Annotated in this window: 22 protein-coding genes; 3 read left to right on the top strand and 19 right to left on the bottom strand. The window is 52.0% G+C overall.

All coding sequences use genetic code 11. The annotated features are described in order from the left end of the window. The first annotated feature begins 604 nt into the window (after positions 1-604). The gene (locus tag C5S61_RS19950; protein ID WP_110517878.1) at positions 605-1,846 is read left to right on the top strand and encodes a beta-propeller domain-containing protein; all 1,242 of its coding nucleotides are present in this window, start codon (positions 605-607) and stop codon (positions 1,844-1,846) included. 92 nt (positions 1,847-1,938) lie between these two features. On the opposite strand, the gene C5S61_RS19945 is transcribed toward C5S61_RS19950, so the two are convergent. The 3 genes from C5S61_RS19945 to C5S61_RS19935 all read right to left on the bottom strand — a co-directional run bounded on the left by C5S61_RS19945 (position 1,939) and on the right by C5S61_RS19935 (position 3,121). Then, entirely contained in the window at positions 1,939-2,067 is a 129-nt protein-coding gene (locus C5S61_RS19945; RefSeq protein ID WP_338066658.1) for a helix-turn-helix domain-containing protein, read from the bottom strand. Between the two features lie 194 nt (positions 2,068-2,261). Beyond that, on the bottom strand, positions 2,262-2,726 hold the full coding sequence (locus C5S61_RS19940) for a helix-turn-helix domain-containing protein (protein ID WP_110517876.1): 465 nt from the start codon (positions 2,724-2,726) through the stop codon (positions 2,262-2,264). Between the two features lie 8 nt (positions 2,727-2,734). Then, positions 2,735-3,121, bottom strand: a complete 387-nt coding sequence (locus C5S61_RS19935; RefSeq protein ID WP_205701439.1) for a helix-turn-helix domain-containing protein — start codon at positions 3,119-3,121, stop codon at positions 2,735-2,737. Between the two features lie 65 nt (positions 3,122-3,186). Between C5S61_RS19935 and C5S61_RS19930 the strand changes: the two genes are divergently transcribed. Both C5S61_RS19930 and C5S61_RS19925 read left to right on the top strand, forming a co-directional pair. Next, entirely contained in the window at positions 3,187-3,867 is a 681-nt protein-coding gene (locus C5S61_RS19930; protein ID WP_110517874.1) for a hypothetical protein, read from the top strand. A 161-nt stretch (positions 3,868-4,028) separates the two neighbouring features. Next, entirely contained in the window at positions 4,029-4,685 is a 657-nt protein-coding gene (locus C5S61_RS19925; protein ID WP_110517872.1) for a hypothetical protein, read from the top strand. Between the two features lie 182 nt (positions 4,686-4,867). Here C5S61_RS19925 and C5S61_RS19920 read toward each other — a convergent pair whose 3' ends face one another. The 16 genes from C5S61_RS19920 to C5S61_RS19845 all read right to left on the bottom strand — a co-directional run bounded on the left by C5S61_RS19920 (position 4,868) and on the right by C5S61_RS19845 (position 26,583). After that, entirely contained in the window at positions 4,868-8,773 is a 3,906-nt protein-coding gene (locus C5S61_RS19920) for a tetratricopeptide repeat protein (RefSeq protein WP_110517870.1), read from the bottom strand. 9 nt (positions 8,774-8,782) lie between these two features. After that, on the bottom strand, positions 8,783-9,256 hold the full coding sequence (locus C5S61_RS19915; protein ID WP_110517867.1) for a hypothetical protein: 474 nt from the start codon (positions 9,254-9,256) through the stop codon (positions 8,783-8,785). A 109-nt stretch (positions 9,257-9,365) separates the two neighbouring features. Further along, positions 9,366-11,756 (bottom strand): tetratricopeptide repeat protein, encoded by a 2,391-nt coding sequence (locus C5S61_RS27355; RefSeq protein WP_164689672.1) that lies wholly within the window; start codon positions 11,754-11,756, stop codon positions 9,366-9,368. A gap of 76 nt (positions 11,757-11,832) precedes the next feature. After that, positions 11,833-14,499, bottom strand: a complete 2,667-nt coding sequence (locus C5S61_RS19905) for a tetratricopeptide repeat protein (RefSeq protein WP_110517863.1) — start codon at positions 14,497-14,499, stop codon at positions 11,833-11,835. A gap of 51 nt (positions 14,500-14,550) precedes the next feature. Continuing rightward, a complete protein-coding gene (locus C5S61_RS19900) occupies positions 14,551-14,982 on the bottom strand; it encodes a hypothetical protein (protein ID WP_110517861.1) in 432 nt (143 codons plus the stop codon). 245 nt (positions 14,983-15,227) lie between these two features. Beyond that, complete coding sequence (locus tag C5S61_RS19895) at positions 15,228-15,683, bottom strand: type II toxin-antitoxin system VapC family toxin (RefSeq protein ID WP_110517859.1); 456 nt, start codon at positions 15,681-15,683, stop codon at positions 15,228-15,230. After that, positions 15,680-15,895 (bottom strand): hypothetical protein, encoded by a 216-nt coding sequence (locus tag C5S61_RS19890; protein WP_110517857.1) that lies wholly within the window; start codon positions 15,893-15,895, stop codon positions 15,680-15,682. The genes C5S61_RS19895 and C5S61_RS19890 overlap by 4 nt, the downstream gene beginning before the upstream one ends. Before the next feature lie 15 nt (positions 15,896-15,910). After that, on the bottom strand, positions 15,911-16,489 hold the full coding sequence (locus C5S61_RS19885) for a recombinase family protein (protein ID WP_110517854.1): 579 nt from the start codon (positions 16,487-16,489) through the stop codon (positions 15,911-15,913). Positions 16,490-17,169: 680 nt separating this feature from the next. Beyond that, on the bottom strand, positions 17,170-20,097 hold the full coding sequence (locus C5S61_RS19875) for a tetratricopeptide repeat protein (protein WP_240614544.1): 2,928 nt from the start codon (positions 20,095-20,097) through the stop codon (positions 17,170-17,172). 482 nt (positions 20,098-20,579) lie between these two features. Continuing rightward, positions 20,580-21,338: a hypothetical protein gene (locus tag C5S61_RS19870; protein WP_240614543.1), complete on the bottom strand. Its 759-nt coding sequence runs from the start codon at positions 21,336-21,338 to the stop codon at positions 20,580-20,582. Positions 21,339-21,685: 347 nt separating this feature from the next. Continuing rightward, positions 21,686-22,174: a DUF7919 family protein gene (locus C5S61_RS19865; RefSeq protein ID WP_240614542.1), complete on the bottom strand. Its 489-nt coding sequence runs from the start codon at positions 22,172-22,174 to the stop codon at positions 21,686-21,688. A gap of 294 nt (positions 22,175-22,468) precedes the next feature. Further along, positions 22,469-22,891, bottom strand: a complete 423-nt coding sequence (locus tag C5S61_RS19860; protein ID WP_110517848.1) for a hypothetical protein — start codon at positions 22,889-22,891, stop codon at positions 22,469-22,471. Between the two features lie 150 nt (positions 22,892-23,041). Beyond that, positions 23,042-24,721: a leucine-rich repeat domain-containing protein gene (locus tag C5S61_RS19855; RefSeq protein WP_164689670.1), complete on the bottom strand. Its 1,680-nt coding sequence runs from the start codon at positions 24,719-24,721 to the stop codon at positions 23,042-23,044. Further along, a complete protein-coding gene (locus tag C5S61_RS26665; protein WP_124033473.1) occupies positions 24,718-25,038 on the bottom strand; it encodes a hypothetical protein in 321 nt (106 codons plus the stop codon). Before C5S61_RS26665 ends, C5S61_RS19855 begins: the two co-directional genes overlap by 4 nt. A 247-nt stretch (positions 25,039-25,285) precedes the next feature. Continuing rightward, positions 25,286-25,795 (bottom strand): hypothetical protein, encoded by a 510-nt coding sequence (locus C5S61_RS19850; protein ID WP_110517844.1) that lies wholly within the window; start codon positions 25,793-25,795, stop codon positions 25,286-25,288. Between the two features lie 251 nt (positions 25,796-26,046). Next, positions 26,047-26,583, bottom strand: a complete 537-nt coding sequence (locus tag C5S61_RS19845) for a transposase (RefSeq protein WP_110517842.1) — start codon at positions 26,581-26,583, stop codon at positions 26,047-26,049. Positions 26,584-26,733 lie beyond the last annotated feature (150 nt).

Below are 26,733 nucleotides of genomic sequence, written 5' to 3'. Positions count from 1 at the left end.
CTAATCCTTTGGAATAATCAACCGAGATTATAGAATTGATTGCTACGCTATAAGCGTGGTTATTGAATCCAGCAGGTATCATATTCGTGCATGCCACAATTCCCTGCGAGCGGCTGTGGCATCCAATAGCAAGGCCCAGTTGCAAGCTCACGAAGCTCGCAATTCTCAATGGAATATTTCTGCAGAGTATGCTGTAGTTGCAGTAGTGGAATGATCTCTTGTAGCACTGGTTGTAGGTCAATTCTAACTAACCCATGTGATTAGTATCTTTGATAAATTTCATAACGTCGGTTACGGGTGCTAGGTTTCACTTGGGCATCGGCGAGCAAGGTTTCAATGTCATCGACGGTGTACCATAGCGGCCAAAAATAGGTCAAGCTGTTCACAAATGGTTGTCATTGTGACTCCTTGATTGCCAGATTGTATGATAATTCCATAGAAGTTATAGTAACAAGGAGTATACCAGAGAAGATAATGCGGCTTATCTCCACGCGGGCGAAATACTGCTATCCTAAGCGTCTTCAATGAAGAGGGAAACGGATGCGTGCCTGCTTTAGTAAGGCATCACGTGATCTCATCCTAACGATTTTATAAGGAGTTGGTTATGTGCCGAATGTTCATTCTCGGAAGTATTGTGCTGCTGCTCGTTGCATGTGGACATGCGGATATCGTCCCAGCGACCTCCTCACCTGCGGTTCAGTCGGCACAAAATCCCTATCCCACGCCGGTTCTGGCGACAGCCATACCGACGGTCATTCCCTCCACGGTGACAAGTGTACCAACAGGAATTGTGCCAAGTTCGACGCTATCAAATACCCAACAAATCATCCCGCTTGAACTGACGCTTAATCCACCATCATGGGGAACGTGGAAACTTGAGACCACAACCAGTATCACAACCAGCCAACCAAATCTTCAGCTCTGGGGATGGTCAAGCGATGGCACTCGGTTATTATATACTCAAGATCAAACCCTCAGAATTATGACTGTGGCATCACAGGACATTGCTATTCTTGCACAAAATATCCAAGCAGCAGTATGGTCACCTCAGGATGATCATATACTTGCCTATGTCATCCACGATACCACCCGTCCCCAATCAGCGATCAGCACGGTATGGCTCTACGATAGTGTATCTCAATCGACAACAAAGATTGGGGAATTACCGCTCCCACCAAATTCGTCACTGAATATACGCTGGAATCTCGAGCAAGGGCTTGTGATTGCGACAGATAAGCGCATTATCGTAGTACCCCCTCAAGCTAATGGTATAATCAAGACGCTCTTTGATGATGCACTTCCAAGTTCACGTCCATCCATGCAACTCTCACCAAATGGCCACCATGCAGTGCTGACCAAACCCACGAAGCAATACCCGATCAGTAAACACCCGATCAATCTTCAATGGCTGACGGATGGGAATGTTACTGCTGCCATCAGTATTACTGAGGAATATCCTCGGATTATATGGTCTCAGGATTCTCGCTATGTTGCATTTAATGATGCGACCGATACCATTGTTATCGCCGATGCGAACGGTGTCGTGCGCTACAAAACCAATATCACGCGCAGCAATCAAGCGCCATTGGCATGGTCGCCTGACAACCAGTATTTTGTATACCAGTTTAATACGAGTGGACAATCTCCCCATAATGCATACATTGCGAAACTCGGTGAAGATGGCAGTATTCGGCTTAATGAACAGTCTATGGAGCGTAAGGGTGGCGCGGTTTTAGAAGTTATGTGGTCACCAAATAATGACTATATTGCTTATACACTACTAAGCCATGAAAATCCGTCGAATTATGGAGAATTTGTATTAACTATTCGTAGAATTGTTCGATAAAGAGGAGGAAAATGCAATCTATAAAAAATACGCTCTATATTGCTGCATTACATCTATGTATACAGACTACTCTAAAGTCGGGGGCATGCGCCTCAGGGGTTGGTGGTTCCCGCCGCAGGTGCATCGGCGAGGTATTTATAGAGCGTCGGCTTCGAAATCCCGAGCATCCGGCAGATCTGCGCGATCGAGTGCTGCTTTTCAGTATAGAGCTTCACCGCCAACGACTGCTGTTGGCAAACAATTCAACACAATCATTAAATTTATCAGCTACGCGATTGGCCATAGGTGTGCCAATGACAATATCAGATTGATTGGTATAACAGGAATAATAGATGGCTAAATCGCGCTGAGCTGCGGAATGTGTCAAGCACGGTGAAACAGATGACAACGGAATAAACGGACTATTAAAGAAGGATTATTCACGCAATACTACCGCGATCGGCGGATCAGCTGGCCCAACGGGGCGGTTAATCCACCAGGTGGTTGGGCCTTTGAATTTGGTGATATCCCAACTCCAGAGCTGGTTTGGCCCCGTGGCCAATAATTCCGGCGCGGCATAGGTCGGGTGGCGCAGCTGGTTGCGGCGTTCACGGACTTCCCGATGGGCGGCCAAAATACGATACATCGTGCGCCAATGGCACAGGTACGTTCCCTCGTTGAGCAAGGCGGCGTAGATCTGGCGTGGCGTGCAGTCGGCAAAGCGGTCACTGTTGAGCACGGCGCGGATGTGGGCGATCTCATCGGGCGTGAGCGCACGGGCGGGCCGACGACGCGGAACCGCTGTGGGAGCAGGCTGGGCGGCTTGATAGACGGCACTGCGCGGGACACCGAGTGCCCGACAGGCGGCGGCAATGCCCACCGTGGGAGCGAGATCGGCCACCGCCGTGATTAATCCTGTGCGTCGGGTGGTGGCGCTGGGAGCGTGATCCCCAACAGGGTTGCAAGCTTTCTTTGCACATCGATAATCACCTCCGCTTGGGCCAGTTTGGCCTGGAGCCGCTGGTTTTCGCGGCGGAGGCGGGCCAGTTCGGCGGTCTGGCGCTGGGCTTCGGGCGTGGGTGCGGCTTTGCGTTTGGGGGTGAGTGCGGCCAGTTCACCCTCGGCGCGTTGTCGTCGCCAGCGGGCGAGGTGCGAGGAGTACATGCCTTCGCGGCGCAGCAAGGCACCAAGTTCGCCGGGGGCGCAGGCATCGGCAGCGGCCAGAATGCGCAGACGGTCGCGGCCACTCCAGGGGTCATAGGTGGTCTGGTCGGGTGTTGGTTTTTTACTGGCCATGGAAGCTCCTTGCGGCCCTCGACTTAAGAGTACAGTACCAGAACAGTACCAGATCTGTTTCACCTATGTTAGCACAGAGGGTTGCCGGAAAGGCAGGATGCAAAACAATTACCTTTGAGGGTACAGAACAATTTAATAATGTAACCACTCAGCAATTATATACCTATCTGCATGGCGCTCCATGTACCACAATTCATAAATTTGGCAACATTATTGGTTATGAATCTGTGGCTGCTATATTACCACAGCTAGGCATTCCACTCATGCGCGAACTGCTGCCAGCTGCTGCGGCAGGGAAATATCTCACACTGGGGAACGGGAGTAATGCTGCTGGACCAGCCAACCCAGTCGTTGATGATCTCCATGCCCTAGTCAATACCTTTATTAATGAGGTTTCGGCGCATGGAAATGTGTACAGCATGTTTTCGTATCAAAAGGATACGGTCGTTGGCTATACAACCAATGCCCAACCTGCACTTGCGCCACTCTGGGAAAATGGGACGCGAGTTCCGCGTGGTTGGTCGGAGAATGCTTCATCAGACAATCGTCTCAATACCTATACACGCACGAAGGATTATGCATACATCCTACTTCAATCTAGAGGTAGGTTTAGAGATCATTGTTGGTCATCTGATCAAGCCGACGGCAACGAAGGCGGATATTGCGGCATTACCGCGCAGCACCCCAGCTCAGCCTTCTTGCGGATCTGTGGGACGGAGCCGGGAATGCCAGCCCACGGATGCTGACGGCCCATCCAGCCGGAATTTTCATGATTATGGATAATGGGGTCTTTGGCCTTGAACCATGGTTTCTCCTAGATACAAAGAAACCATAGCATTCATTGAAGGTCTGGTGTATCGCAGTATACTGCGATACACCAGACCTTCACCAACTAAAAAGGAGGAATATGCGCTGGTACGTGTTTAGTGTGGGATTGCTCTTGCTGCTCAGTGGCTGTGCATCAGAACGGGATCGCGTTGCACCGATTGTCCTGCCTAATGTGGTGGTAACCGTCTGTGCCCTTTCGCCATCGCATCGCTATCTGATCGCCTATACGGCTGATCCAGGACAGGATCCGTATCAAGGTCGGTATCATTCCCAAGTCTTCGATCTCACCACTACGCTGGCGATTACCCTTCCTATTGATCGTGATGCGACAGAACAGCCTGAATTGCGCTGGTATCCCGATGATGTGCTTTGGGTGGATCAACGGTGGTTGTATGACATCCCCAATGGTATCGTGACGGATACGGCAACCTTGATGCATCCACTCCCACCGAGTACCTATAATGGGGAAGTCCCGCAATGGTATCCATCGCCCGACGGGCGGTATGTTGCCAATGGCGCACAGATTTGGGAACGCGATCCGGTGACAGGAGATCGCGGAACCCTTATCATCGATCTTCCATCGACGATCTATACCGATGGGTGTAGTCATGGATGGAGTGCGGATAGTCGCAGCTATTATTTCGTGGATTGGGAAATAGTGGGGCCACGCCACGCGGAACCGGGCCAATTCGTAAAATTACCCTGCCATAAGAGAAGCTGTATTATCTATCTCTAGAGTACGAATCATTCCTACTCCACGCTCATTGAATAATGGGAGCCGCAATTGCGGCTCCCACCGTTGCTGTATTTAAACCGAAATAGTGGTAAAAAATGGTCAATATGAGGGTACTGATTTGTATAGTAAATCAGCCCTTATAGTTAACAGATTTTTACCATATCTTCCTACTCTTTACATGCTCATTCTTGGCTCGTTTCCGCTGCTTTTATAGCGTCATTTAAAGCATCAAAACTCTCCTGAATTTTCTGAGTATCCGGATGCTGTGGCCCCAACACCGCCTCATGGATAGCCAACGCCCGCTCATACAATCCCCGCGCCTTCTCATACCGCCCTTGCCGTGCTAAAACTAATCCCAGATTGTTCACAGTCATTGCCGTGACCGGATGATTTCCTCCCAATACGGCCTCATGAATGGCTAATGCCCGTTCAAATAATCCTTGCGCCTCCGTATATTGCCCTTGCCGATACAACACTAAAGCCAGATTATTTATACTTGTTGCCGTATCCGGATGATCTGCCCCCAATACCTCTTCCCGCATTATTAATGCCCGTTCAAACAATTCCTGTGACTTCGTATACCACCCTTGCCGATACAACACTAAAGCCAGATTATTCACACTCGTGGCCGTATCTGGATGCTGTGGTCCCAACACAACCTCATGAATAGTTAATGCCCGTTCAAATAACCTCTGCGCCTCCGTATACTGTCCTTGGCGCTCCAACACTGAAGCCAGATTGTTTACACTCCGCGCCATTGCCGGATGCTCCCGACCTAACATCCGTTCATTGATCGTCAATGCCCGTTCATATAACTTCTGCGCCTCTGAATAGCGCCCTTGATTCTCAAAAATCCCTGCCAGATTGTTCATACTCGTGGCCGTCGCTAGATGATCTCTTCCTACTACGGCTTCATAAATGGCCAACGCCCGTTCATATAACTTCTGCGCCTCTGAATAGCGCCCTTGATTCTCAAAAATCCCTGCCAGATTGTTCATACTCGTGGCCGTCGCTAGATGATCTCTTCCCACTACGGCTTCATGAATGGCCAACGCCCGTTCATATAACTTCTGTGCCTCTTGATAGGCTCCCCGCAGGTTTTCAAAAAAACCAAGATTGCTGGCTAAGAGGGCTGCTCGTTCATCGTCGCGATCAAACGCCCGCAGAGTTGCATGGCGGAGATGCGGTTCAAGAGGCAGCATGAGGCTTGGTATCCCTAACGTATTGATATGGGATGCCTCAGTATTAATTCGATCTTCTACCAATGCCAACATTTCTGATAATCCAAGCCGTAACTGGATAACCTGTGCCACCAAACGATGCAACATTACTGAATCACTTCCATCCAGCAATCCTGACTGATGCAAGCGCCGCAACGCATCAACCACATCATCACGATCCGTCTCATCTGGCACAAACATGAGTATCAAATCACGTGGAATCGATACACCATGTGCACACCATGCTGCACCATCAAGCATCCGCAAGGCTAACAGATCAACATCATTGAAGGGATCAAGCTGGTTAAAACTGAGCATGATGGTGGCTTCTATATTCAATCCATGCTGTGTCGGTGATGGCAAGGCCCCCCGCCCCTTTAGTGACCGATGCGCAATCGATACATCATTAAGATACTCAATCACAGACTGATGCGGATAAGAATGAAGATAACTGCCCGCTAAATGCAGGGCCAATGGCAAATATCCTAAATCCTCAGCAATCGCATCCGACTCAGTATCGGTCAATCGCACACACAATCGTTGCAATAATGAACGACTTTCAGATGGTGAGAGCAACCCAAGACGGATCTGCGTCAACGTTGACCACTGATCGGATCGCGACGTTACCACCACTCGACACCCACCCATAGCCGGTTTCCATTGGTTCAGAATCGTTCGATCCTCACAGTTATCAAAAATCAGCAAGCGTGGCATCGGGGATTGCCATGCGACCATAACTCTTTGTACCTGCTCGTCGAGCGCTAAACCCATGGTATCAATGTTCAATCCAGTCGCACAGGCCGCGATTTGGCTGGCCACCTGATCAGGGTCAGCACAGTTCAGCCAAAACACCCCGCCATGAAAATAGACCCCATAACGATATACAAACTCTATCACCAGGCTCGTTTTCCCAATGCCACCAAGGCCCGTAACAACCGCAGGCATGACGGCCGCCTTCTGGGTCTTGCCAATTGCACCAGCCAGTGTTTTCAATTCGGTCTCGCGACCCACAAAGTCTGTATTAGGCATAAAGGGTAAGCGCGATGATACGACTATATCACTTCTTAGAGGAGGAACAAAATCAAGAGGTATTGACTCAAATACCGCAATAGCATCTATCAAAGGATCAGAATGACCTAAATCTGCATTATTTGGGCGATAGACCGTTATACGAAATTTTGTAAATGTCTTCTCGATTATTTCTTCAAAGTGAGCTGGTTTAAGCTGTGCTTTCTTCAATTCTTCCTGTATCCGTGAAATTCCCCCACCTAATCGCTCAGCATATCCACGAATATAAAAAATACGCGCAATAGTAGAATTTCGTAGTGGACCAGAGTTCTCATACTCGAGGTCAGTCACCTGCAACGGCTCAATTAGATGCCCAGGACTCGTTATCTCGATTCTATCGATAAAGATCTCAATACGAACATCATCAGGGCGATTTAAGTATACCCGATGAATAAGTGCATTTGCCACGGCCTCCCGCAGCACAATAAAAGGAATCTCCCAAGTATCATTTTCCTCATTTTCTTGTATTGTGCGAGAAAGACGAAGAAATTGTTGCAAAAACGTGATGGTATCACTATATTGAACAAGTAAATTTCTTGTAAGTTCTCTGTCTTCGAGTGGGGTAGATCGACGATCAAGACCGGGCCAAAGAATACAACGCGTACTTGCGCCGTCTACCCACTGGGTAGGCGAATCAGTAAAACAAAGCACAAGAGCATAATTAAGATAGCCATTTCGGAGCCATCCGAATTGATTGAGCAATTCCTCACGTAATAAACTGGATTGAAATTCCTGTTGCTTAGGGAGTCGCTCACTATGAAGAAATTGATTAAACGTCTCATCATTGATATCATCCATATGTGCAGTACGACAAAACGATCGGTCAAATGGAGAATGAATATCTTGCAAATGTTCAAATAACCGAGCTGTTTTTAAGCTGTCAGAAACTTCATCCAATTTTGTTTCAACCCGATCAAGCCGTCCATCCAATCCTGCACGTTGCTCGTCTGCAAATCGTTGCTGTCGAGCTTCTTTCGTGAGATTCTCATGATATGCAAATCGAAAAATCTGCCCTGCCGGATCGCCTGGTAAACTTGGCTTTTGATGCATGAGATCATGATGTTGATTAAGGTATTCCCAAAGATCATGTAACAGAATCATACCTTGATCATTCGCAATCGTTTCAGGCTCTGATCCTTCTCCACGTAAAATAGGTAGCATTATACGAGTCATACTCTTTCCATCTACTTCCGTCGCTAGAGCATCATGACCAGTTGCCGTTAATGCAATCCGTAATCCTCCAATTCTGGCTGGAGTTGTTCGTGATGGTTCGCGGAATGAGTGATTTAGGGTATCCCTTAATGTATCGGGAGCAACACGCCCATACTCTCCCGCAAAACAACAATCCAAGATAATGACAACCTGATGGGCCTGCGAACGTAAGTAAAGTAGCTTCCGAATATACGACAACGATATATGAATATTTTCATCAAGGAGAACATCTTCACGAAGAAAGTCACTGGTAACAAGATAAATTTCTGTTTCTATAGAACCATTACGTTGTACTTCAATAGGAATTGCATGACCTGCAAAATAAAAAATAAGTACATCATCAGTTCGATAATCTTTTGCCAAACGCACAATACCCTTACGAATGGTATCGGTCGTTGCATCACGTCCAACATGTTGCCCGGTTATAGTAAATCCACAATGTGACTCGAGTGCTAATGCAAAATCTATAGCATCTTCTTCTGCATGTTTTAATGCGGGGGGCTTTGAATCGGAGGAAGATTGATTAACGCCAATAATCAACGCGTGTCGTCGTCCAGAACCAAATGGAAATGTAGATTCATTACTCATATAGATGGCTCATGCTTGTATGTTCGTAGGAACCGCAATTTCAACCGTAACGTGAATATCTTCATCTTTATCATGACTATTTTCCGGATCAAGTTCAAGCAGTAATTGAAGTAGTTCGTCCTCAGAAAGATTTTTTAGAATTGGAACTGATTTTTGCTGTTTGGATGTGGTAATCCTGTATGTTATGACAGGGTGTTGCGGCTTATTTGGAAATTTACGAAGAAGATATGCCACAATAGGGGTAGAAAGATTAGCCAATGTTCTTAGCATTTCTTGATTATCTTGAACTGCTTGAACCAACTCCAATAAACCACTACTTCGCGATCCATTATATCTTTGATCCGTTTTGTAACCATTGTTCTCTAATGTTGTATCAATATCTTGGATAAGGGTTGCTGTTTGCATCGCTCCAAGTGTATTATCCTCAACATCCGTCACATGAATATCGACCTTCAGATGTTTATTCATCATTGATGTAGACATGATATTCTTGCTCCTACAATTATATGGCTTTGTGGAATGGTATATATTGATGCTTATCCTATCATAGAATTAATGCATCTTCATCCTTTCCTACCCAATCCATACCTCATTATGGACTCATTTTGATTGAGTCAAGTACCATTTTCAATGAATTCAGATTCTTACGTGTCTGCTCAGTATCCGGATGATCTGTACCAAACACCGCCTCATATATTTTTAGTGCTTCTTCATATAAGGGCTGTGCTTCAGCATATTTCCCTTGTCGTTCCGATACTGAGGCTAATCCAATCATACTCACTGCTATATCCGGATGATCTGCACCAAACACCGCCTCATATATTTTTAGTGCTTCTTCATATAAGGGCTGTGCTTCAGCATATTTCCCTTGTCGTTCCAATACTGAGGCTAATCCAATCATACTTGTAGCGGTAGAAGGATGCTTTTTTCCTAACCTTGTTTCTCGAGCTATTAGCGCCTCTTCATATAAGGGCTGTGCTTCCGTATATCGTCCTTGTTTTTCCAGTACTGAAGCCAGATTATTCACACTTCGAGCCGTTGCTGGATGTTCTATTCCTAAGGTTGCCGTTCGTATTGCCAAGGCTTGTTCATATAAGGGCTGTGCTTCTCGATAGAAGTCTTGCTTCAATAGTAGTCCAGCCAAATTATTCATACTCGTTGCGGTAGCAGGATGGTTTATCCCCAACGTTACCGTTCGTATCGCCAAGGCTTGTTCATATAAGGGCTGTGCTTCTCGATACTTCCCTTGCCGAGATAATACAAATGCCAAATTATTCACGCTTTCCGCCGTTGCTGAATGGTCTATCCCCAACGTTGCCGTTCGTATCGCCAAAGCTTGTTCATATAAGGGCTGTGCCTCTCGATACTTCCCTTGGCGCGATAATACACCTGCTACCCCATCTATACTTTCAGCTGTAGCAGGATGATCTATACCCAATAAATCCTTTCGTAATGCCCATGCATACTCAAATAGTTGCTGCGCAAATCGATATGATCCACACAAATCTTCAAAAAATCCAAGACTGTGGATTAAGTGTGCGGTTCGTTGATCACCCCGATTCCATGCTCGCATCGTCACAAACCGCAGATGTGGTTCAAGAGGTTGCATCTTTTTTGGCAGATACGTCGAATTTATGTGTGTGGCCATATCCACAATACGATCTTCAATCACGACCAGCATTTCCGTTAATCCAATCCGCAACTGGACAACCTGTGCAAGCAAGCGATGCAGAACTACGGCATCCATCCCATCCAGCAACCCAAGCTGCTGCAAGCGCCGCAACGCATCAACGCCATCATCCGCATCCGTCCCTTCAGGCCGGAATGCCAGCACCAACTCCCGCGGGATTGGCACACCAGGCGCACACCACGCCGCGCCAGCGAGCATGCCCAACGCTAACGCATCAAGCATATGGTTCGGATTAAGCCGGTTAAAGCTGAGCATGAAGGTGGCTTCGACATCCGGTTCATGCCGTGTGGGCGAGGGCAACGCGCCACGGCCTTTGAGCGAGCGGTGGGAAATCGTTAAATCCTTGCGGTATTGTTCGACCGTATGATGGGGATAGGCAGCAAGATAACTACCTGCCAGATGCAAGGCCAGCGGCAAATAACCGACATCCTCGGCAATCGCATTGGCTTCAGTATTAGTCAGCCGCGTACACAATCGCTGCAATAATGAGCGACTTTCGGCAGGTGACAACACCCCTAAACGAATCTGCGTCAGCGTTGGCCACTGACCCGACCGCGCCGTGATGAGCACCCGACAGCCGCCGACCGTGGGCTTCCATTGTGCAAGAATTGCTGGATCTTCGCAATTGTCGAAAATCAGCAAGCGAGGCATCGGCGATTTCCATGCGTTCAGCACCCGCTGCACCTGCTCATCAAACGCCATTCCGGTCGGGTTAATGCAGAGATCAACCGCACAGGCCGCAATCTGGTTCGCCACCTGATCAGGGTCGGCACAGTTGAGCCAAAACACCCCGCCATGAAAATAGACCCCATAGCGATAGGCAAATTCCGTCACGAGGCTCGTTTTGCCGATGCCACCAAGGCCCGAGGCCACTGCTGGCATGACAACCGCTGGCTGCGCCGTGCCAATTGCCTGTGCGAGCGCTTTCAAATCGGCCAGGCGACCGACAAAATAGGGACTGGCTTCAAAGGGCAGGCGTGAGGCTTGGGGGAGATCCGAACGGGGCGTGGGGACATCGTTCAACGGGATCGAGGTGAGGGCAGCGAGGGCAGCAGGCAGCGGGTCAAGCGGTTCTGGCAACATCTGGATAATCGACAGCATGGTGCCGAAATTAATGCTCGCGACTGGCGCATTGATCACGCTATTGGTGATCGTCACTGTACCATTGGATGCAAAGGAGATACCCCGATTGCAAAGGGCGTGAAACAAGACCACCTGTTCCTCACGACTGAGCGTTGGACAGCAGTGTTGAAAGTGGACAAACTGAGGATCGGATACGCTGGGCTGTTCCATTGCCATGTCTCCATAACCATGAGCAATCTGCTATCAACCGAAACTATCACAACTCATCTCAGGAAATGGTATGTCATCATTTCCGCTTTTTCTTTTTGGTATTCTGATAGAGGCGTTGGACTCGTCCTACGTCTCGTTGGAGAGATTGCATATCAGGATGGTTTGAGTCCAAGACGCGTTTACTAATAGCCAAAGCTTGTTCATAGAGAGATTGGGCTTTCCCATACTGCCGTTGCCTTTCAAGAACAGATGCCAAGTTGCTCATCGTTATTATGGTATCTCGATGCTCACGACCTAATACCGCCTTGTTGATGACTAAGGCCCGTTCATATAACCTTTGTGCATCGCCATATCGCCCTTGACTCGCCAAGACCCTTGCCAGTCCGTTCATACTCCACGCCGTATCCGGATGCTCGGCCCCCAACACCGCTTCCCGCACCGCCAACGCCCGTTCATATAACCTTTGTGCATCGCCATACCGCCCTTGCCGCGCCAAGACCCCTGCCAGATTGTTCACACTTGAAGCCGTCTCGGGATGATCCGTCCCCAACACCGCTTCTCGTACTGTCAACGCCTGTTCATACAATTCCTGCGCCTCGGCATAGCGCCCTTGGCTCGACAAGATCACCGCTAGGTTATTCACGCTCCGCGCGGTATCGGGATGATCTACACCCAACACTGCTTCATTAATTGTCAACGCCCGTTCAAACAACTCCTGCGCCTTGGCATACCGTCCTTGCCGATCTAAGACCCCCGCCAGATTGTTCAGACTTGAAGCCGTCTCGGGATGCTCCGCCCCCAACATCGCTTCTCGTACTGCCAACGCCCGTTCAAACAACTCCTGCGCCTCGGCATACCGTCCTTGCCGATCTAAGACCCCCGCCAGATTGTTCAGACTTGAAGCCGTCTCGGGATGCTCCGCCCCCAACACCGCTTCCCGTACTGCCAACGCCCGTTCATACAATTCCTGCGCCTTGGCATACCTCCCTTGACTCTGCAAGACAAATGCCAGATTGTTCACACTCGTTGCTGTATCTGGATGCTCCGTCCCCAACACCGCTTCTCGTACTGCCAACGCCTGTTCATACAATTCCTGCGCCTCGGCATACCTCCCTTGACTCTCCAAGACCCCCGCCAGATTGTTCACACTCCGCGCGGTATCCGGATGCTCGGTCCCTAACAACGCTTCCCGCACCACCAATGTCCGTTCAAATAATTCCCGTGCGTCCCTATATCGCCCTTGTTCATGCAACGCTTCTGCGAGATTATTCATGCTCATTGCGGTATCCGGATGGTTTTCACCGACGAGTGCTTTTCGTACCACCAGTGCTCGTTCATGGAGTGTTTGCGCCTCCGCATAGCGTCCCTGGTGTTGTGCAAACAGTCCAAGGTTCGTCGCAAGTTGTGCCCCTTGTTCCGTATCGCGAGCCAACGCCCGAAGCGTTAAATCCCGCAGATGCGGCTCAAGCGGATTCATCTGCTTCGGAATCCCCGTCTTATGCGCTTTCTCCGCCGCAGTGGCCATCCGCTGCTCTACGAGTGCCAATGTCGTAGACCATCCCATATGGGAATGAATGACTTGAGCAAGCAAGCGATGTAAAACCACTGTCTCGATACCATCCAACAAGCCGAGTATTTGCAAGCGCCGCAGCGCATCCACGGCATCATCATCATCCGTTCCATCGGGAACGAACGATAGTATTACATCGCGCGGGATGGGAACACTTGGCGCACACCACGCTGCACCGTCGAGCATGTTCAACGCCAAGCTATCGATTGGCGTATTGGGATCAAGCTGCTTCACGCTTACCATGAAGGTGGCTTCCACATCCAGTTCATGCTGGGTCGGTGACGGTAAGGCTCCTCGCCCCTTCAGTGACCGATGGGCAATGGTTAAGTCATCACGATACTGGAGCACGGACTGATGCGGATAGGAATGCAGATAGCTCCCCGCCAAATGCAGCGCTAAGGGGAGATGTCCCAAGTCCGCAGCAATCTGGTCGGCTTCTTGATTCGTCAAACGTGGGTAGAGCGTTTGTAATAAGGACCGACTCTCGTGAGTCTCCAACAGACCAAGCCGAACGTGCGTCACTGCTGACCACTGATCCGACCGCGATGTCACCAACATCCGACAGCCACCGAATTTTGGCTTCCAGCGGTCGAGAATCGTGCGATCCTCACAATTATCAAAAATCAGCAAGCGTGGCATCGGAGATTGCCATGCGACCATGACCCGTTGTACTTGATCGTCGAGCGACAATCCTGTTGGATTCATCTGCAATGCCAGCGCACATGCCGCAATCTGACTAGCGACCTGATCCGCAATGGAACAATCGATCCAAAAGACCCCACCCTGAAAATGCACGCCATAGCGATAGGCAAACTCGGTTACGAGGCTCGTTTTGCCAATCCCGCCAAGACCCGTCGTCACTGCAGGCACAACAACGGTTGGTTGAGTGTTGCCAATCGCGCGGGCCAAGGCTTTCAATTCGGATTCGCGCCCAACGAAATAGGAACTCGATTCAAAGGGGATACGTGAGGTTTGAGAGAGATCAACACGTGGAGCAGGAACTGTATCAAGCGGAATAGCGGCAAGGGCCGCAAGCGCAGTAGGCAGCGGATCAGTGACCGGAGACGTAGTAAAGATATTATTGATCGTGCCATGATTCACTCCTGTATTGGAGCCAGACGCATTACTCCCCTGGATATTTACCGTTCCAGCGCTTACACCAGGCAGTTCCATTCCTACGCCTCCTTTGCCACACTATCAGCAAAAAATCTGGACAAGACAAGTCTATCGCGGCTCGTCTCGATAGCTTGTACTGTTGACCATCCCGGTATTCACACCGATAACGGGCGCATTCACGGTACTGTTATCAATCGTCACTGCACCATAATTCGTTGTCGCTGCTGCTGGGGCCGTCGCAAGAAGAGCTTGGAGTTCCGTTAATAATGCGGGGTTGGCCTCCATTAATTCGCGGACTGCACGGCGCAACTGGTCTTGATTCCGGCTCGGATTGCGCTCGAAGTTGATGAGATCCTGGCGCTGATCTTCCGTTCCTTGGGTCGCTGCGTGCTGCACCAGCGCTAAGGCACGTTCGCCTGTGGCGGCTTCTGCTGGCGGTGCTGGGTGGGGGTCATCTTTCGCCTTAGCGGTTGCGACAACGCCGCGATAGGTCATATAGGCACTCACGAGGCTCACAATTCCGGTAATAACGGCATCCATGGGCGACTCCTTCTGCGATGGTTGATTGAACAGTGCTTCGTCTCATCGTGTGGATGTTCTATGCTCGCCTATCGGTTCACTGATTGCGAGATGGCGAGCAATGCACACAGACTTAACTTAATGTGGGGATTCTTATACTCTTAAGAGATCCATTCCGTCGCAATTTCTGGCATCCAGGAACAAAAATCACCCTTATGGGTGATCAGTTAACTAGCGGTCACGTAAGCATACGAATGACCCATCATTTAAGGAGCACGCGTTGCCAGGTCAGCAACCACCAGTACCGCAATCTCTGTGACGCGCTGCAACGCAATATCATTGGTCAAAAAGGCATCACACCCCGCATCGATCGCGGTTGCTATCTGCAATGCATCGGGAGTCCGCAACCGATACTGCGCGCGCAGGGTGGCAGCCAACTCGGCAATGGGAGCGGTAATCGGCACCGTCGTCAGCGCCGCAGTGTGATAAAACAGCGTGCGATATTGCTGGAAAAGCGTCATCTGCTGCTGCTGGAGCGGCTTCATTAGGGTTTCGGTGAGTGTTAAGACCGACGTAATCGCATGGATCCGATCGGGTGCAATCTGACTCATGATCACATGCAGCGTCGGCAGGTACTCGGAATGCCCTTCCGTATAATAAATGAGTGGTGCTGTATCGAAATATAATCGCCGAATCGTGGTCAGTGTCGCCAATAAACTCATGCAGGCCGCTCCCATGCATCCCGTAATCCATCCACGTAGGTTTGCGCATCGTCACCCGTGGCCAGCGATGCGGCAAAGCCGGCCATATCCGCCAGCTGGAGCAGCGGTTGCGGTGGAGACACCTCGAACGAATCAACTAAGAATTTTACGAGGTCTTTGCGTTCTTGGACACTCAAGGTTTGGACTTGTTCAAGAATAGCAACAAGGCTCATCACATCCTCCGGGTATTAAAGAATCGGTTCGGTCGCCCGATGTTGGCGCAAATACTGATAGAGGGTTTCGCGGCTAATGCCAACTTCACGGGCTAAGGCCGTTTTGGATTCCCCAGCGGCAGCCCGATTAACGATCTGGGCGATGGTTGCAGAATTCAGGGCTTTCTTGCGACCTTTGTACACACCGCGCTGCTTGGCCAGAGCGATGCCTTCACGCTGCCGTTCGCGGATCAAGGCGCGCTCAAACTCGGCCACAGCTCCCAGCATCGAGAGAATCAAGGTTGCCATGGGGGAATCATTGCCCGTAAAGGTCAAGTGCTCGGCGACAAAGTGGATCGTCACACTGCGTTGGGTCAGGGTCTGTACGATCTCACGGAGATCATCAAGATTCCGAGCAAGGCGATCCATACTATGAACGACGACGGTATCACCGGAACGCACAAAGGCAAACAACGCCGCTAATTGCGGGCGATTTCTATCTTTTCCCGATGCGTGCTCGGTAAAGACCCGATCAAGGGTCTGGCCGTCGAGCTGCCGATCGGGATGCTGATCGCTGGTGCTGATCCGAATATAGCCAACCCGTTGTCCTGCCATCCGCTGCTCCTTGGGTAGCAAACTGTCAGGATAGAGTCTAAGACCATTACGAAGAATTGTCAAGAAAGCACAAAAAGAACGCTAGTCTGACAATAATTAATTGGGAATCTGACATCAGGATAGGGTATACTCCAAACTGACACTACTGAGACAATGGCACGCATCGTCGCTCCACGATTACTACAAACAAGAATTATTATGTCAATAAAAGTCGCTTCACGATAGAACATAGAAGTGTATCGTTTCACTCATGGTCTGACACGGGTCGCAATTCGGCCCCTGGAAATCCTCCTTTTTTACCATCATTTTCATGATTTCCACGCTCATTGGAACTGGGCTTAAACGCGCGGCCCCCCGAAACATGGCAGCGAACACGTGTTCGCTTTTACCCATGCGATGGAGCCTGACGAATCCTGTGATAAGAGTTTTTATCACAGGATTCATGTGCGACGATCCGTTAAGCTGAGCATAAAACAGATCGTCTCTATCGATGAACATTGATCGTTATCACAGGAATAGGCGGAACAACCCATACCACCAGCCATATCCAACGGGTCTCTAGGCCACAAAGCTGTCCTGGGTATTCGTCACGCGAACATCCCAATGCTGCTGTCATCTCCGGAGCACGCTGGTGCTATTAATGATGCCGATCTGCTGTGGCGGCGAAAGAAACAACACGGTTAATCAACGGGTTCGCCATCGTTCGTATACGCACATACGTTTGCTGCCATGTTTCGGGGGGTCGCGCGTTTAAGCCCGAACTGGATAGATTCCTTCAATTCGGCACCATACACCCGTAGTCGATTGGTCATTTCACGATCTCGCCCAATACTCTGTTCATACAGCATGCATGCGCGTTCGATTAATCCAACCGCTTCAATTGATCGATCTTGAAGCATAAGCAGGCATCCCATATTCTCAATAACGGTTGTCATATCGGAATGGTGGAGGCGGAGTAACGGCTCATAAAGAGCCAGCGCCTGTTCAAACAGATATTGGGCATCCTTAAAACAGCCTTGGGACGCGAACAAAACCGCAAAATTATTAAGGAGTACGGCTCGGAGACCATACCCTTTAGCCGTACTCAGACTGTTCAGATTACTTCTTGTTGTCGCCGTATCGGGATGCTCCGGCCCCAACACCGCTTCCCGCACCGCCAATGCCCGTTCATAGCACTGCTCCGCATCGCCATACCGCCCTTGATGCGCGAGGACTCCTCCCAAATTACTGACAACTGCTGCGATCTCGGGATGCCGTGGCCCTACGACCTGCTCATAGATCCCAATCGCCTGCTCCAAGATGGGCTGCGCCTCCGCATAGCGTTCTTGGTGAATCAACGCAAGACCAAGATGGTGCATGCATAGTGCGGTCGCCCGATGCTCCCTTCCATGAACTCGTTCATTAATCCCAATCGCCCGTTCCATGAGGGACTGCGCCTGGGCTGCTTGCCCTTGGTTGATTAACGCGAAGGCCCAATTATGGAGGCTCATCGCGGTATCCGGATGCTCCGCACCCAAGACGGTTTCGATGATCTCAACAACCGTTTCATGAATGCGTGCAGCAGCAGCATATTCTCCTTGCCGCTCCAACACCAGCGCAATATTACTCCGATACTTTGCCGTTGTCGGATGGCGATCTCCCACGAGGGCGGTCGTGATCGCCACCGCCTGTTCATAGCAGTGCTGCGCCTCGCGATATCGTCCTTGGTGTTCGAGAACGACTCCACGATTATTCAAGGACATCGCGGTGTCGGGATGATCGGCTCCTAACACCCTATCCCGAATTGCTATGCTTCGTTCGATTAATGGTAGGGCTTCAGCATACGCGCCCTGGTGATCCAAAACGACCCCCAAATTCGACAGAATCCCCCCAGTATCCGGATGATCCGCACCCACTACCTGCTCCGTTATAACCAATGCGTGTTCATACCATGCTTGGGCTTCCTTATACCGCCCTTGATGGGCGAGAGTAACCCCTAAATTATGGAGGATTCCTGCGGTTACGACATGCCCCATACCAAGGTGTGCCCCACAAATGACGAGTGCTCGTTCATAGACGATCTGTGCGGCGGCATAGGCACCGTGCAATTGCTCAAACGCGCCAAGCTGATCGGCTAACGGAATCGCCATCAGATCGCCACGGTCTAATGCCCGTAGGGTCACATACCGCATATGGGCAATAAGGGGTGTCAACCGTTGCGGGTTCCCGCTCGCCGTTGCCGTCGCCGTTACCCATGCAAGACACGATTCAACCTCGGCCAACATGTCGAACGATCCCAACCGCGACTGGACAACTTGCGCCAGCAACCGATGCAGCACGACGAGTTCAGTGCCATCGAGCAATCCAAGCTGCTGCAAACGACGCAGGGCATCAACCGCATCATCACGATCCGTCGTTCGATTCGGAGGCCCATCGTCACCAGCCTCGGCAAGCACTAACGCCAGCACCAGATCACGCGGGATTGGCACACCTGGCGCACACCATGCCGTCCCATCGAGCATACCCAACGCCAACGTATCACGCGCATCGGTCGGATCAAGCTGATTAAAACTCAGCATAAAGGTGGCTTCTACATCCAGTTCATGGCGCGTGGGTGAGGGTAACGCGCCACGGCCCTTGAGCGACTGATGGGCAATGGTTAAATCCGTGCGGTATTGCTCGACGGTATGATGGGAATAAGTCGCGAGATAACTGCCCGCCAAATGCAAAGCCAACGGCAAATGCCCCAGATCCTCGGCAATCGCATCAGCCTCGGCATCGCTCAACCGCGCACAGAGGCGCTGCAATAACAAGCGACTTTCTGCTGGCGAGAGCAGCCCAAGCCGAATCTGCGTCAGCATTGGCCACTGATCCGACCGCGCCGTGATGAGCACCCGACAGCCGCCGACCGTGGGCTTCCACTGCTCCAGAATCGCTGGATTTTCGCAGTTATCAAAAATCAACAAGCGCGGTATGGGCGATTTCCAGGCATTGAGCACCCGCTGCACCTGCTCATCGAGCGCCATTCCGGCTGGGTCGATCCCGACATCAATCGCACACGCTGCGATTTGACTGGCCACTTGATCGGGGTCGGCACAGTTCAACCAAAAGACCCCACCATGAAAATAGACCCCATAGCGATAGGCAAACTCGGTCACCAGGCTCGTTTTGCCAATCCCGCCAAGGCCCGTGGCCACTGCTGGCATGACGACCGCAGGCTGGGCTGTGCCAATCGCCTGCGCGAGCGCTTTTAATTCTTCTTCGCGACCAACAAAGTGCGAACTGGATTCAAAGGGTAGGCGTGAGGCTTTAGGGAGATCAGAACGAGGCGTGGGCACATCGTTCAGCGGAATCGAGGCCAGGGCCGCAAGGGCAGCGGGCAGCGGGTCTATCGGCTGCGGGAGTTGCACCGTGATGGTATGCCCTGCATGCACACTGCCAATCGTAATCGTGGCATTCGTAAAATCGTTGTTCTGGCCCAACAGCATCGAAATGGAATTACCACCCAGCAGTGTGGGCTGACCCGCAAAGACTGATTCGAGCGCAACCGTCACGCTCGCCCGATCATACTCTGGACATTTGATGAGAATCGCATCGACCAGAACGGCAATGAGGGCTGGCAATTCCATGGGGCACTCCTCACATAGCGCTTAAGTTGGGGTTCTGCTTTTAATAGATACATTTCTCGTGCATTTCTGGCATGCAGGGCTAAAAAATCACCTGCATGGGGGAGTATTCATCCATTGCGAACCCGTTATGGCCTTGGCGTGGGCTGGTTTGGGGACGACTGGATAGAGGGCATTTCGCGGCCTGCAAATCGCCGTGGCTTGACCGCATCAACAGTCGCCCCCTCAGCTATACTGGCGTTCGTATGTATTGCAATAAAGGAAGTCCTATGCAGCTTCACGACCAGCTTGATTCGCTCATCGCTATCCAAATCATCCACGCGCTGAGAACAGATCGCCCACGCAAAACAGCCTGACTGACATCCACGATGGGAACACCATGGGTCGGCGGTCGTAGTCCTGTCCCTGATGTAGACACGCCTATGGACGGATCAACCAGAACCGCATGGCCATTGCGCGATCATCGCTGGTATCCCGCTCGCGCGTCAACGGTTCTCTTTTTTATCACCAAACACCCGCTGTACTTCCTTAAGGATACGCGCTTTGGCCCAATCAGTCACGACATACCGCGATGAACGCGCGTTCCCCACGCGCATTTCTTTTTTTGCGATGATCCTTAAATCACATAATGTTTGGAATATCGTCGCATTCCCAAATGGTACGTGCGAAACATCTCGGTCATGATCCATTAAATCAAGCATGGTATAGAGGTCTCGGCTACTTAACCTATTAATAAACGCAATGCCCTGCTTTTTCTTCACGAGTCGTTGGATGCCATACGTGAGTAGCCGATACACGCTCTTCACAACGACAACGACCGTTAAACCACCCGCAAGCAACAGCCCCCACAGGATCGTCGCGTGCTTCCTATCCAGCACAGGATCGGCATAGAGGATAGTCCCACAGCTGATGATACTGAAAAGACTGATCTTCAGTGACCGTCCATGGGTGTGCATGAATGCTGCCACAAACGGTATCCGACTCTGAACGAGGCGGGTTTCGACCGCGCGGAGGAGCCGATACACGATCGTGAAACCGACAACGACCGTTACCCCAATCGCACTCGAGAGTCCCCAGAGCATACTCGCGTGATAGCTATCCAGCGCAGGGTGTCCATACAGGATACACCCAGCGATGATAATCGTGAAAAGACTGACGTTCAGTGACCATCTATGGGTGCGCATGAACGCCGCCACACACGGTATCCGATCACGCATCGCTGCTCCTCCCGTTCCGTCATTCATGCCATGCTCCTTCCATTATGCACGACCGTCATCCGCTCCATCGGCTTGGGCTGGGGGCGAGCTGGGTTGGTGCGCTCACATCCCCTGCATGGCCAATGCCCTGATTGATTCCTCGCCGAATCAATCATGCACGCGCATACCATGGATCGCCTGCGTACAACGCCGCCAATCGTCGATTGATCATCACATACCTGCGCCACCGCTGGCCACCATGCGCTCGTCAGGCGCTTTTTCTTTCGCTTGCAACCAATCATTCCATGGTCTTGTACGACTTAAGCGTGATTGTTGATGCAATCGACCTGCACCGTTTCGGGGCGAACTGGATTCCTGCGCTCATTATTCAGCCACTATTGCACGTTTCTCGGAGTCTCGCGAACCCACTTGGCGAACGTCGCCGGGCCATTCCTGCTGATTGCTTGCAAATAGTCCTCCGATCCCATGGGGGGACATGTCAGCACGGCTGCGCAGAAGGCGGGTGGCGGCTGATAGCCATGGACTGCAATGAAGTGCACGATGAGTGATGGTGCGACATAGAGCAGGCCGTGACCGGGGACAAAGAGATTTTCGCTGCCCATCGGAACGGTCATCCCATCCGCATGCACTGCGTCAGGCCGCTCTGTCGGCAGACAGTGATCACACGCGTGCCAGCCGAGAAACGTATAGGGTTCCCACGGGTTTTCACAGAGCGAGATGAGTTTGGTCTGGACGGCACTGGCAATGCTGCCTTTCGGATAGAGGTGGCCGCGCTCCAGCCAGCCGACCGCGAGGAGTTTCTCTCCATGGGGCTGGTCAAGGTCGAAATAGGTACACGGGGTGAGATCGTCATACCATGGCATCATTCATCTCCGTTTCTCCATTAATTCCTCGCCCAATCAATCACGCGCTCGCATACCACAGATCGCCTGCCCAGAACGCCGCCAATCGTCGATTGATCATCACTTGGCTGAATGTCCGCACACTCGTCGCGCGCTTTTTCTTGGACTTGCTGGTTCCTCCGGCGTTGTTTGTGCGCTTCTTCGCCGCCGCCTTGGCCCGCCGTGATCGTGCCAGTTTTTGCGAATAGGCGTAGGCTCCGCCAGAATCTTCTTCGGGTCTAGGCAGGGCAGCAGAAGGCGTGTGAATCGCGCGGTTCAGTCCTTCATGCGGTTACGGCTGGTGATTAATTCCTCGCAACGATCAGCCACCTCGGGGAAATGCTGAGCAATGCCTTCCAGCACCTGAACCATTTCAGCGCGATCGTGAAACGGATAGGCTTCCCCATGAAGGGCAATCTGAATACGACGCAGGTTCGTGCCCTCACGCAACCAGTCATCGGTTGTGTCGGACAGGGCTGCCCCATTGTCGGTCGTTTGCCAGGTAAGCAACCCAAATAAATCCGCCACGACTTCCCATGGCCAGGTGTCACCAATAGCGGCATCGAGTCGCTCGGCTAGCTGCTCCTCGCCTGCATCAGCGACCAGCCGATCAACCCACGCACTGCTTGTATTGAAACCGCCATGGATGCGTTCCGCCTGAATTACCAGCAGGGTTTGCGCAAGAATCTCCTGATTCATCCATCACCTCCATCATCCCTCGGTTGGGCCTGATGATACGCCATGGCGGCCTGTTTCGACAAGGGGTGGATTGGTTTCCATGCTTGTGAAGGATACTGGACACAAGAAAACCAGTACCGTCGTGAGCGCTGGTTTCGTTTGGCGCATCGCTTAAGCTTTCCGTGGTCGCGGTGAACGGACATTGCAGCGCACTCCGGCTGCCAGAAATTGTGCTTGTTGCTCATGCAGGGCGAGGTCATCGGGTGGAAATTGAAACTCGATAGCGTGCAGCTGTGGCATGCGATGCAGCCAATCAGGAAAGCTCCGCAGCGGATTCGCCGTGATATCGAGCGTATGCAGCTGCGAAAGCTCCCGCACGGCGGGCGGGAGTTGTGCAAGATCATTATAGGCGAGGGTGAGCGATTCGAGCTGTTCCAATTCGCTGATCCAACGTGGTAGCTCACGCAACCCATTATGACCCATATTCAGTGTTTGGAGACGGGTACATGATCGCAGCCCCTCCGGTACCGTCCCTGAACAGTTTAAGATGGCAAGATTCTTCACCTGACCGACTTGCTGAAGCACGGCGGTTAGGTCTGCGTCCCAACAGTTGGCGATGGTCCACCGTTGCAGCATGGGAACGACGAGCTGTGGGAGCAGCGGCGCGATCGCATCGCCTTGAAGATCGAGCGTTCCTAATCGGGGAAGCACACACGGCGATGGACAGGTGGCATCGACGATCCGCGTTTCCGACAAATCGAGTGTCCGCAGGTGTGGTGTATGGTCAAGGAGCGTCGGCCACGATGGTAGACGGCCAGCCGTGATGATCAGGTGTTCTAAGGGAATGGGCTGCGCGACCGGGGCCATCGCGGTGATGTGGGTGTTGATCAGTTCTAGCGTTTTTAATGGGCACTCCTCCAGGAGCCAAGCAGGAATAGCCAGGGAGGCATTGTTGTCAAACCGGAGCGTTTCAAGATGCTGGAGGTTGCGAACTATGGGAGGGATTGCGGTTAATGCCGTGTCGTACAGCTTCAGGCTTGCCAAGGATGCGGGAAATGCCCCCGCAAAGACGGCAGGATCATGGGTCATTCCGCTGAGGTTCAGGTCACGCAGCATCGTCCATGCCTCCCAATCGGGACGGTGCTGAAGTCGCGTCTGGGCAAGATGGAGCGTCGTGAGCGGCAGATCGCCAACCCACGCGGGAAGCTCAGTGATCGGATTGTCCGAGAGATCCAGCTGCTGTAATCGGGGTAATCCCTGAATCCAGTCGGGAACCTGGGTCAAGCCCAAGTGTCCGAGATCAAGGTATTCAAGCGTCGAACATGTCCGCACCCTGCTTAAATCGCATGCCGCCAATGACCGGAGCAATAGCATGCGGAGCGAACACGCGTCGAGCCACGGCGACAGGGCGGCAAGGGGAAGCCCGGAAAGACTGAGCACCTGGAGGGACGGCAGCGAACGCAAGACCTCAGGAACCATGGTGAGGCGCGTATGCGACAGATCAAGCACGCGCAGATGGGGAAGTTCGCTGAGCCACGACGGCAGCCATTCCAGTGGACATCCTGACAGATACAGTTCTTCCAGCTGCGTACACGCGCGAAGATGATCGGGAAGCTGAGTGATCGCGGTATGGGCAAGATTTAATCGGGTGAGGGATGGCAATGCAGCGCTTTCGCTCGGCCATGTGACCAACGGATTATGGGAAAGATCAAGATAAGTAATCGGACGCTGCGGGTACAGCGGCGATGGCACAGCCGCAAGATCTAAATGCTGATAATCAAGCATGGTCTGGGATGGAGTACGCCGTGGATATAGGCGGCCACCGAACGGATCGAACGAAGACTGCATCATCGTGGGCCTTCTTCCTTCGCCCATCTTGCCGTTACGTCCCTCATGGCAAGAGTGGAGCATGAATGACTCGCAGCATCAATCGGTAGCGTGGCGTGAAACGCCAGCATCTCGCGGTGGGCTTCCTCAATCAGCATCGCAATCACCTGTTCTTGACTGATGCTGTCGTCCTTCGAAACGTCGCGCTCGTGGCGGGTCACAGCGGCCAACTTGGCTTGAAGGTCGGGATCTCGCAGGCGCACCGTTGCCAATGGGTTCAAACTGGGCTTGCGGCCTGCTCCACTGCGTTTCCCGCCGTTGTTTTGTCTGCCATCGGCCATGCTGTTGTCCTCGTCGTGTGCTGCTGCCGCGCTGATGATACGCCATAGCGCATGGTTTCGACAAGCGATGAATTATTTCCACTATCGTGAGGGATACGGGATAAAAGAAAACCAGCGTTGTGGTGAACGCTGGTTCATCGTGGGTATCCTATCCATCACCATAGATCTGCGTTCGAACGACCTGCCCGTGGAACGCGACCCATGCCAGACAGGCGCATGCATCCATGCACCCCGTGTCCTGGCAAGCCTAGGCAATAATGGTGTAATCCCCGAAACAATTCGTGGTGCTCGTGGTGCCCCAACTGGCCCCGTCGCGCACGTCGATGACCAAATCATATTCGACCGCATACGCATGCCGTGGTGACCCGCTCAAAAACCGTGCGCTGTTGACCGTCACAATCGTAAATGCTGCGTTGGGCCGCATATTGAGCGCGCCATCCGCGCTCGTGACTACATCGATCCCGTCAATCAAGACACGACCAAGGTGGGTGCGGCGGCTTGATGCCTCAGCACGAATCAGCACGTGGAGCGTCGTGGTGGTCGGAGCCGTGGTTAGCTCATCCGTGATTGCCCCATAGCGTCGGAGGATGGCGCGCGCCTGCGCCTCGCCTTCGGCTGGAATTTCCCAGTAGGTGGTCGTTGGATTCCAACGCCGACCTGACAACGTCTTAATCTCGTTGACGAGACTGGTATTAAAGCCAGCCTTAATCGCAATGGTCAAGCCGTCCGCGCTTTTAATCAATGCTGCTGGCTGCATGGTCGCCCCACCTTATGATTTAAATGTTATGTCAACATTATAGAATACGGGCACAGTCCTGTCAAGCGAGAATTTCCCGAATCAATTCCCGTATCCTGAGCGATAGGGGACAAAAGAAAAACCAATACCGTTATCGGTACTGGTTAAGGTGTCGGCAATCCCCGCCAGAGGATTGGCCTATTCTACCGCCACGCTAAGCCACGACATGGTGGCTCTGGAACATTCTCGGTGCAACGGCGCTTGAGGGCACGTTATGGCGGTGATGTCGCTGGAGGCTGAGCGATGAGGCGGATGCGCAGCAGTGCGAGGCTGGCACGGCCATAGGCCTGCCGTTTCAGCAGCTTCAACCGATGAATTTGCCCTTCGACTGGCCCATTGCTCCATGGCCCCGCAATCCCGGCGCGAACCGCTGCTTCATCTTGGCGCAACCGCTGCGCAAAGCGCTGGATATGCCCCGTTGTGGTGACCGCCGCCGTGATCCACGCCGTGAGCGCAGCGGCTTCATGGCCGCGAATCATGGACAGAAACTGCTCGCTGAGCCTGATCAGCGTGGAACAGTCGGGGTCTGCCGCCGCAACCGCATCCAAAAATGCCTGTTGGCTGGCCGTGCGGCGTGCGGGCGCGAGCAGCACCCATTGGGCGGTTTGTCCGGCTGAGGGAATCCGTCCATTACTCAAGGCGTGGGTTGGATGAATGATCGTCCGTGGTTTGGTTTTTTGACAGCCCATCAACGCCAGATACCGCCGCACCGCGACCTCGGCTCCGGTGAAGCCTTGGGCACGAATCATGCGCCACAAGGGTTAAACCCAAGATTGACTCTGCTGGCGAACCCTCAACCTGATGCCACGAGCCGCGACAGGGCGCTCCGACGCGGCGGTGTTTGGCGCGGCTGATCGAGCCACGCGCCGATGCGAATGACATTTAATGCCACCGCACTC

Source organism: Herpetosiphon llansteffanensis (genome assembly GCF_003205875.1).
GTDB classification, from domain to species: Bacteria; Chloroflexota; Chloroflexia; order Chloroflexales; family Herpetosiphonaceae; genus Herpetosiphon; species Herpetosiphon llansteffanensis.
This window is presented reverse-complemented; position numbering and strand designations above follow the sequence as displayed.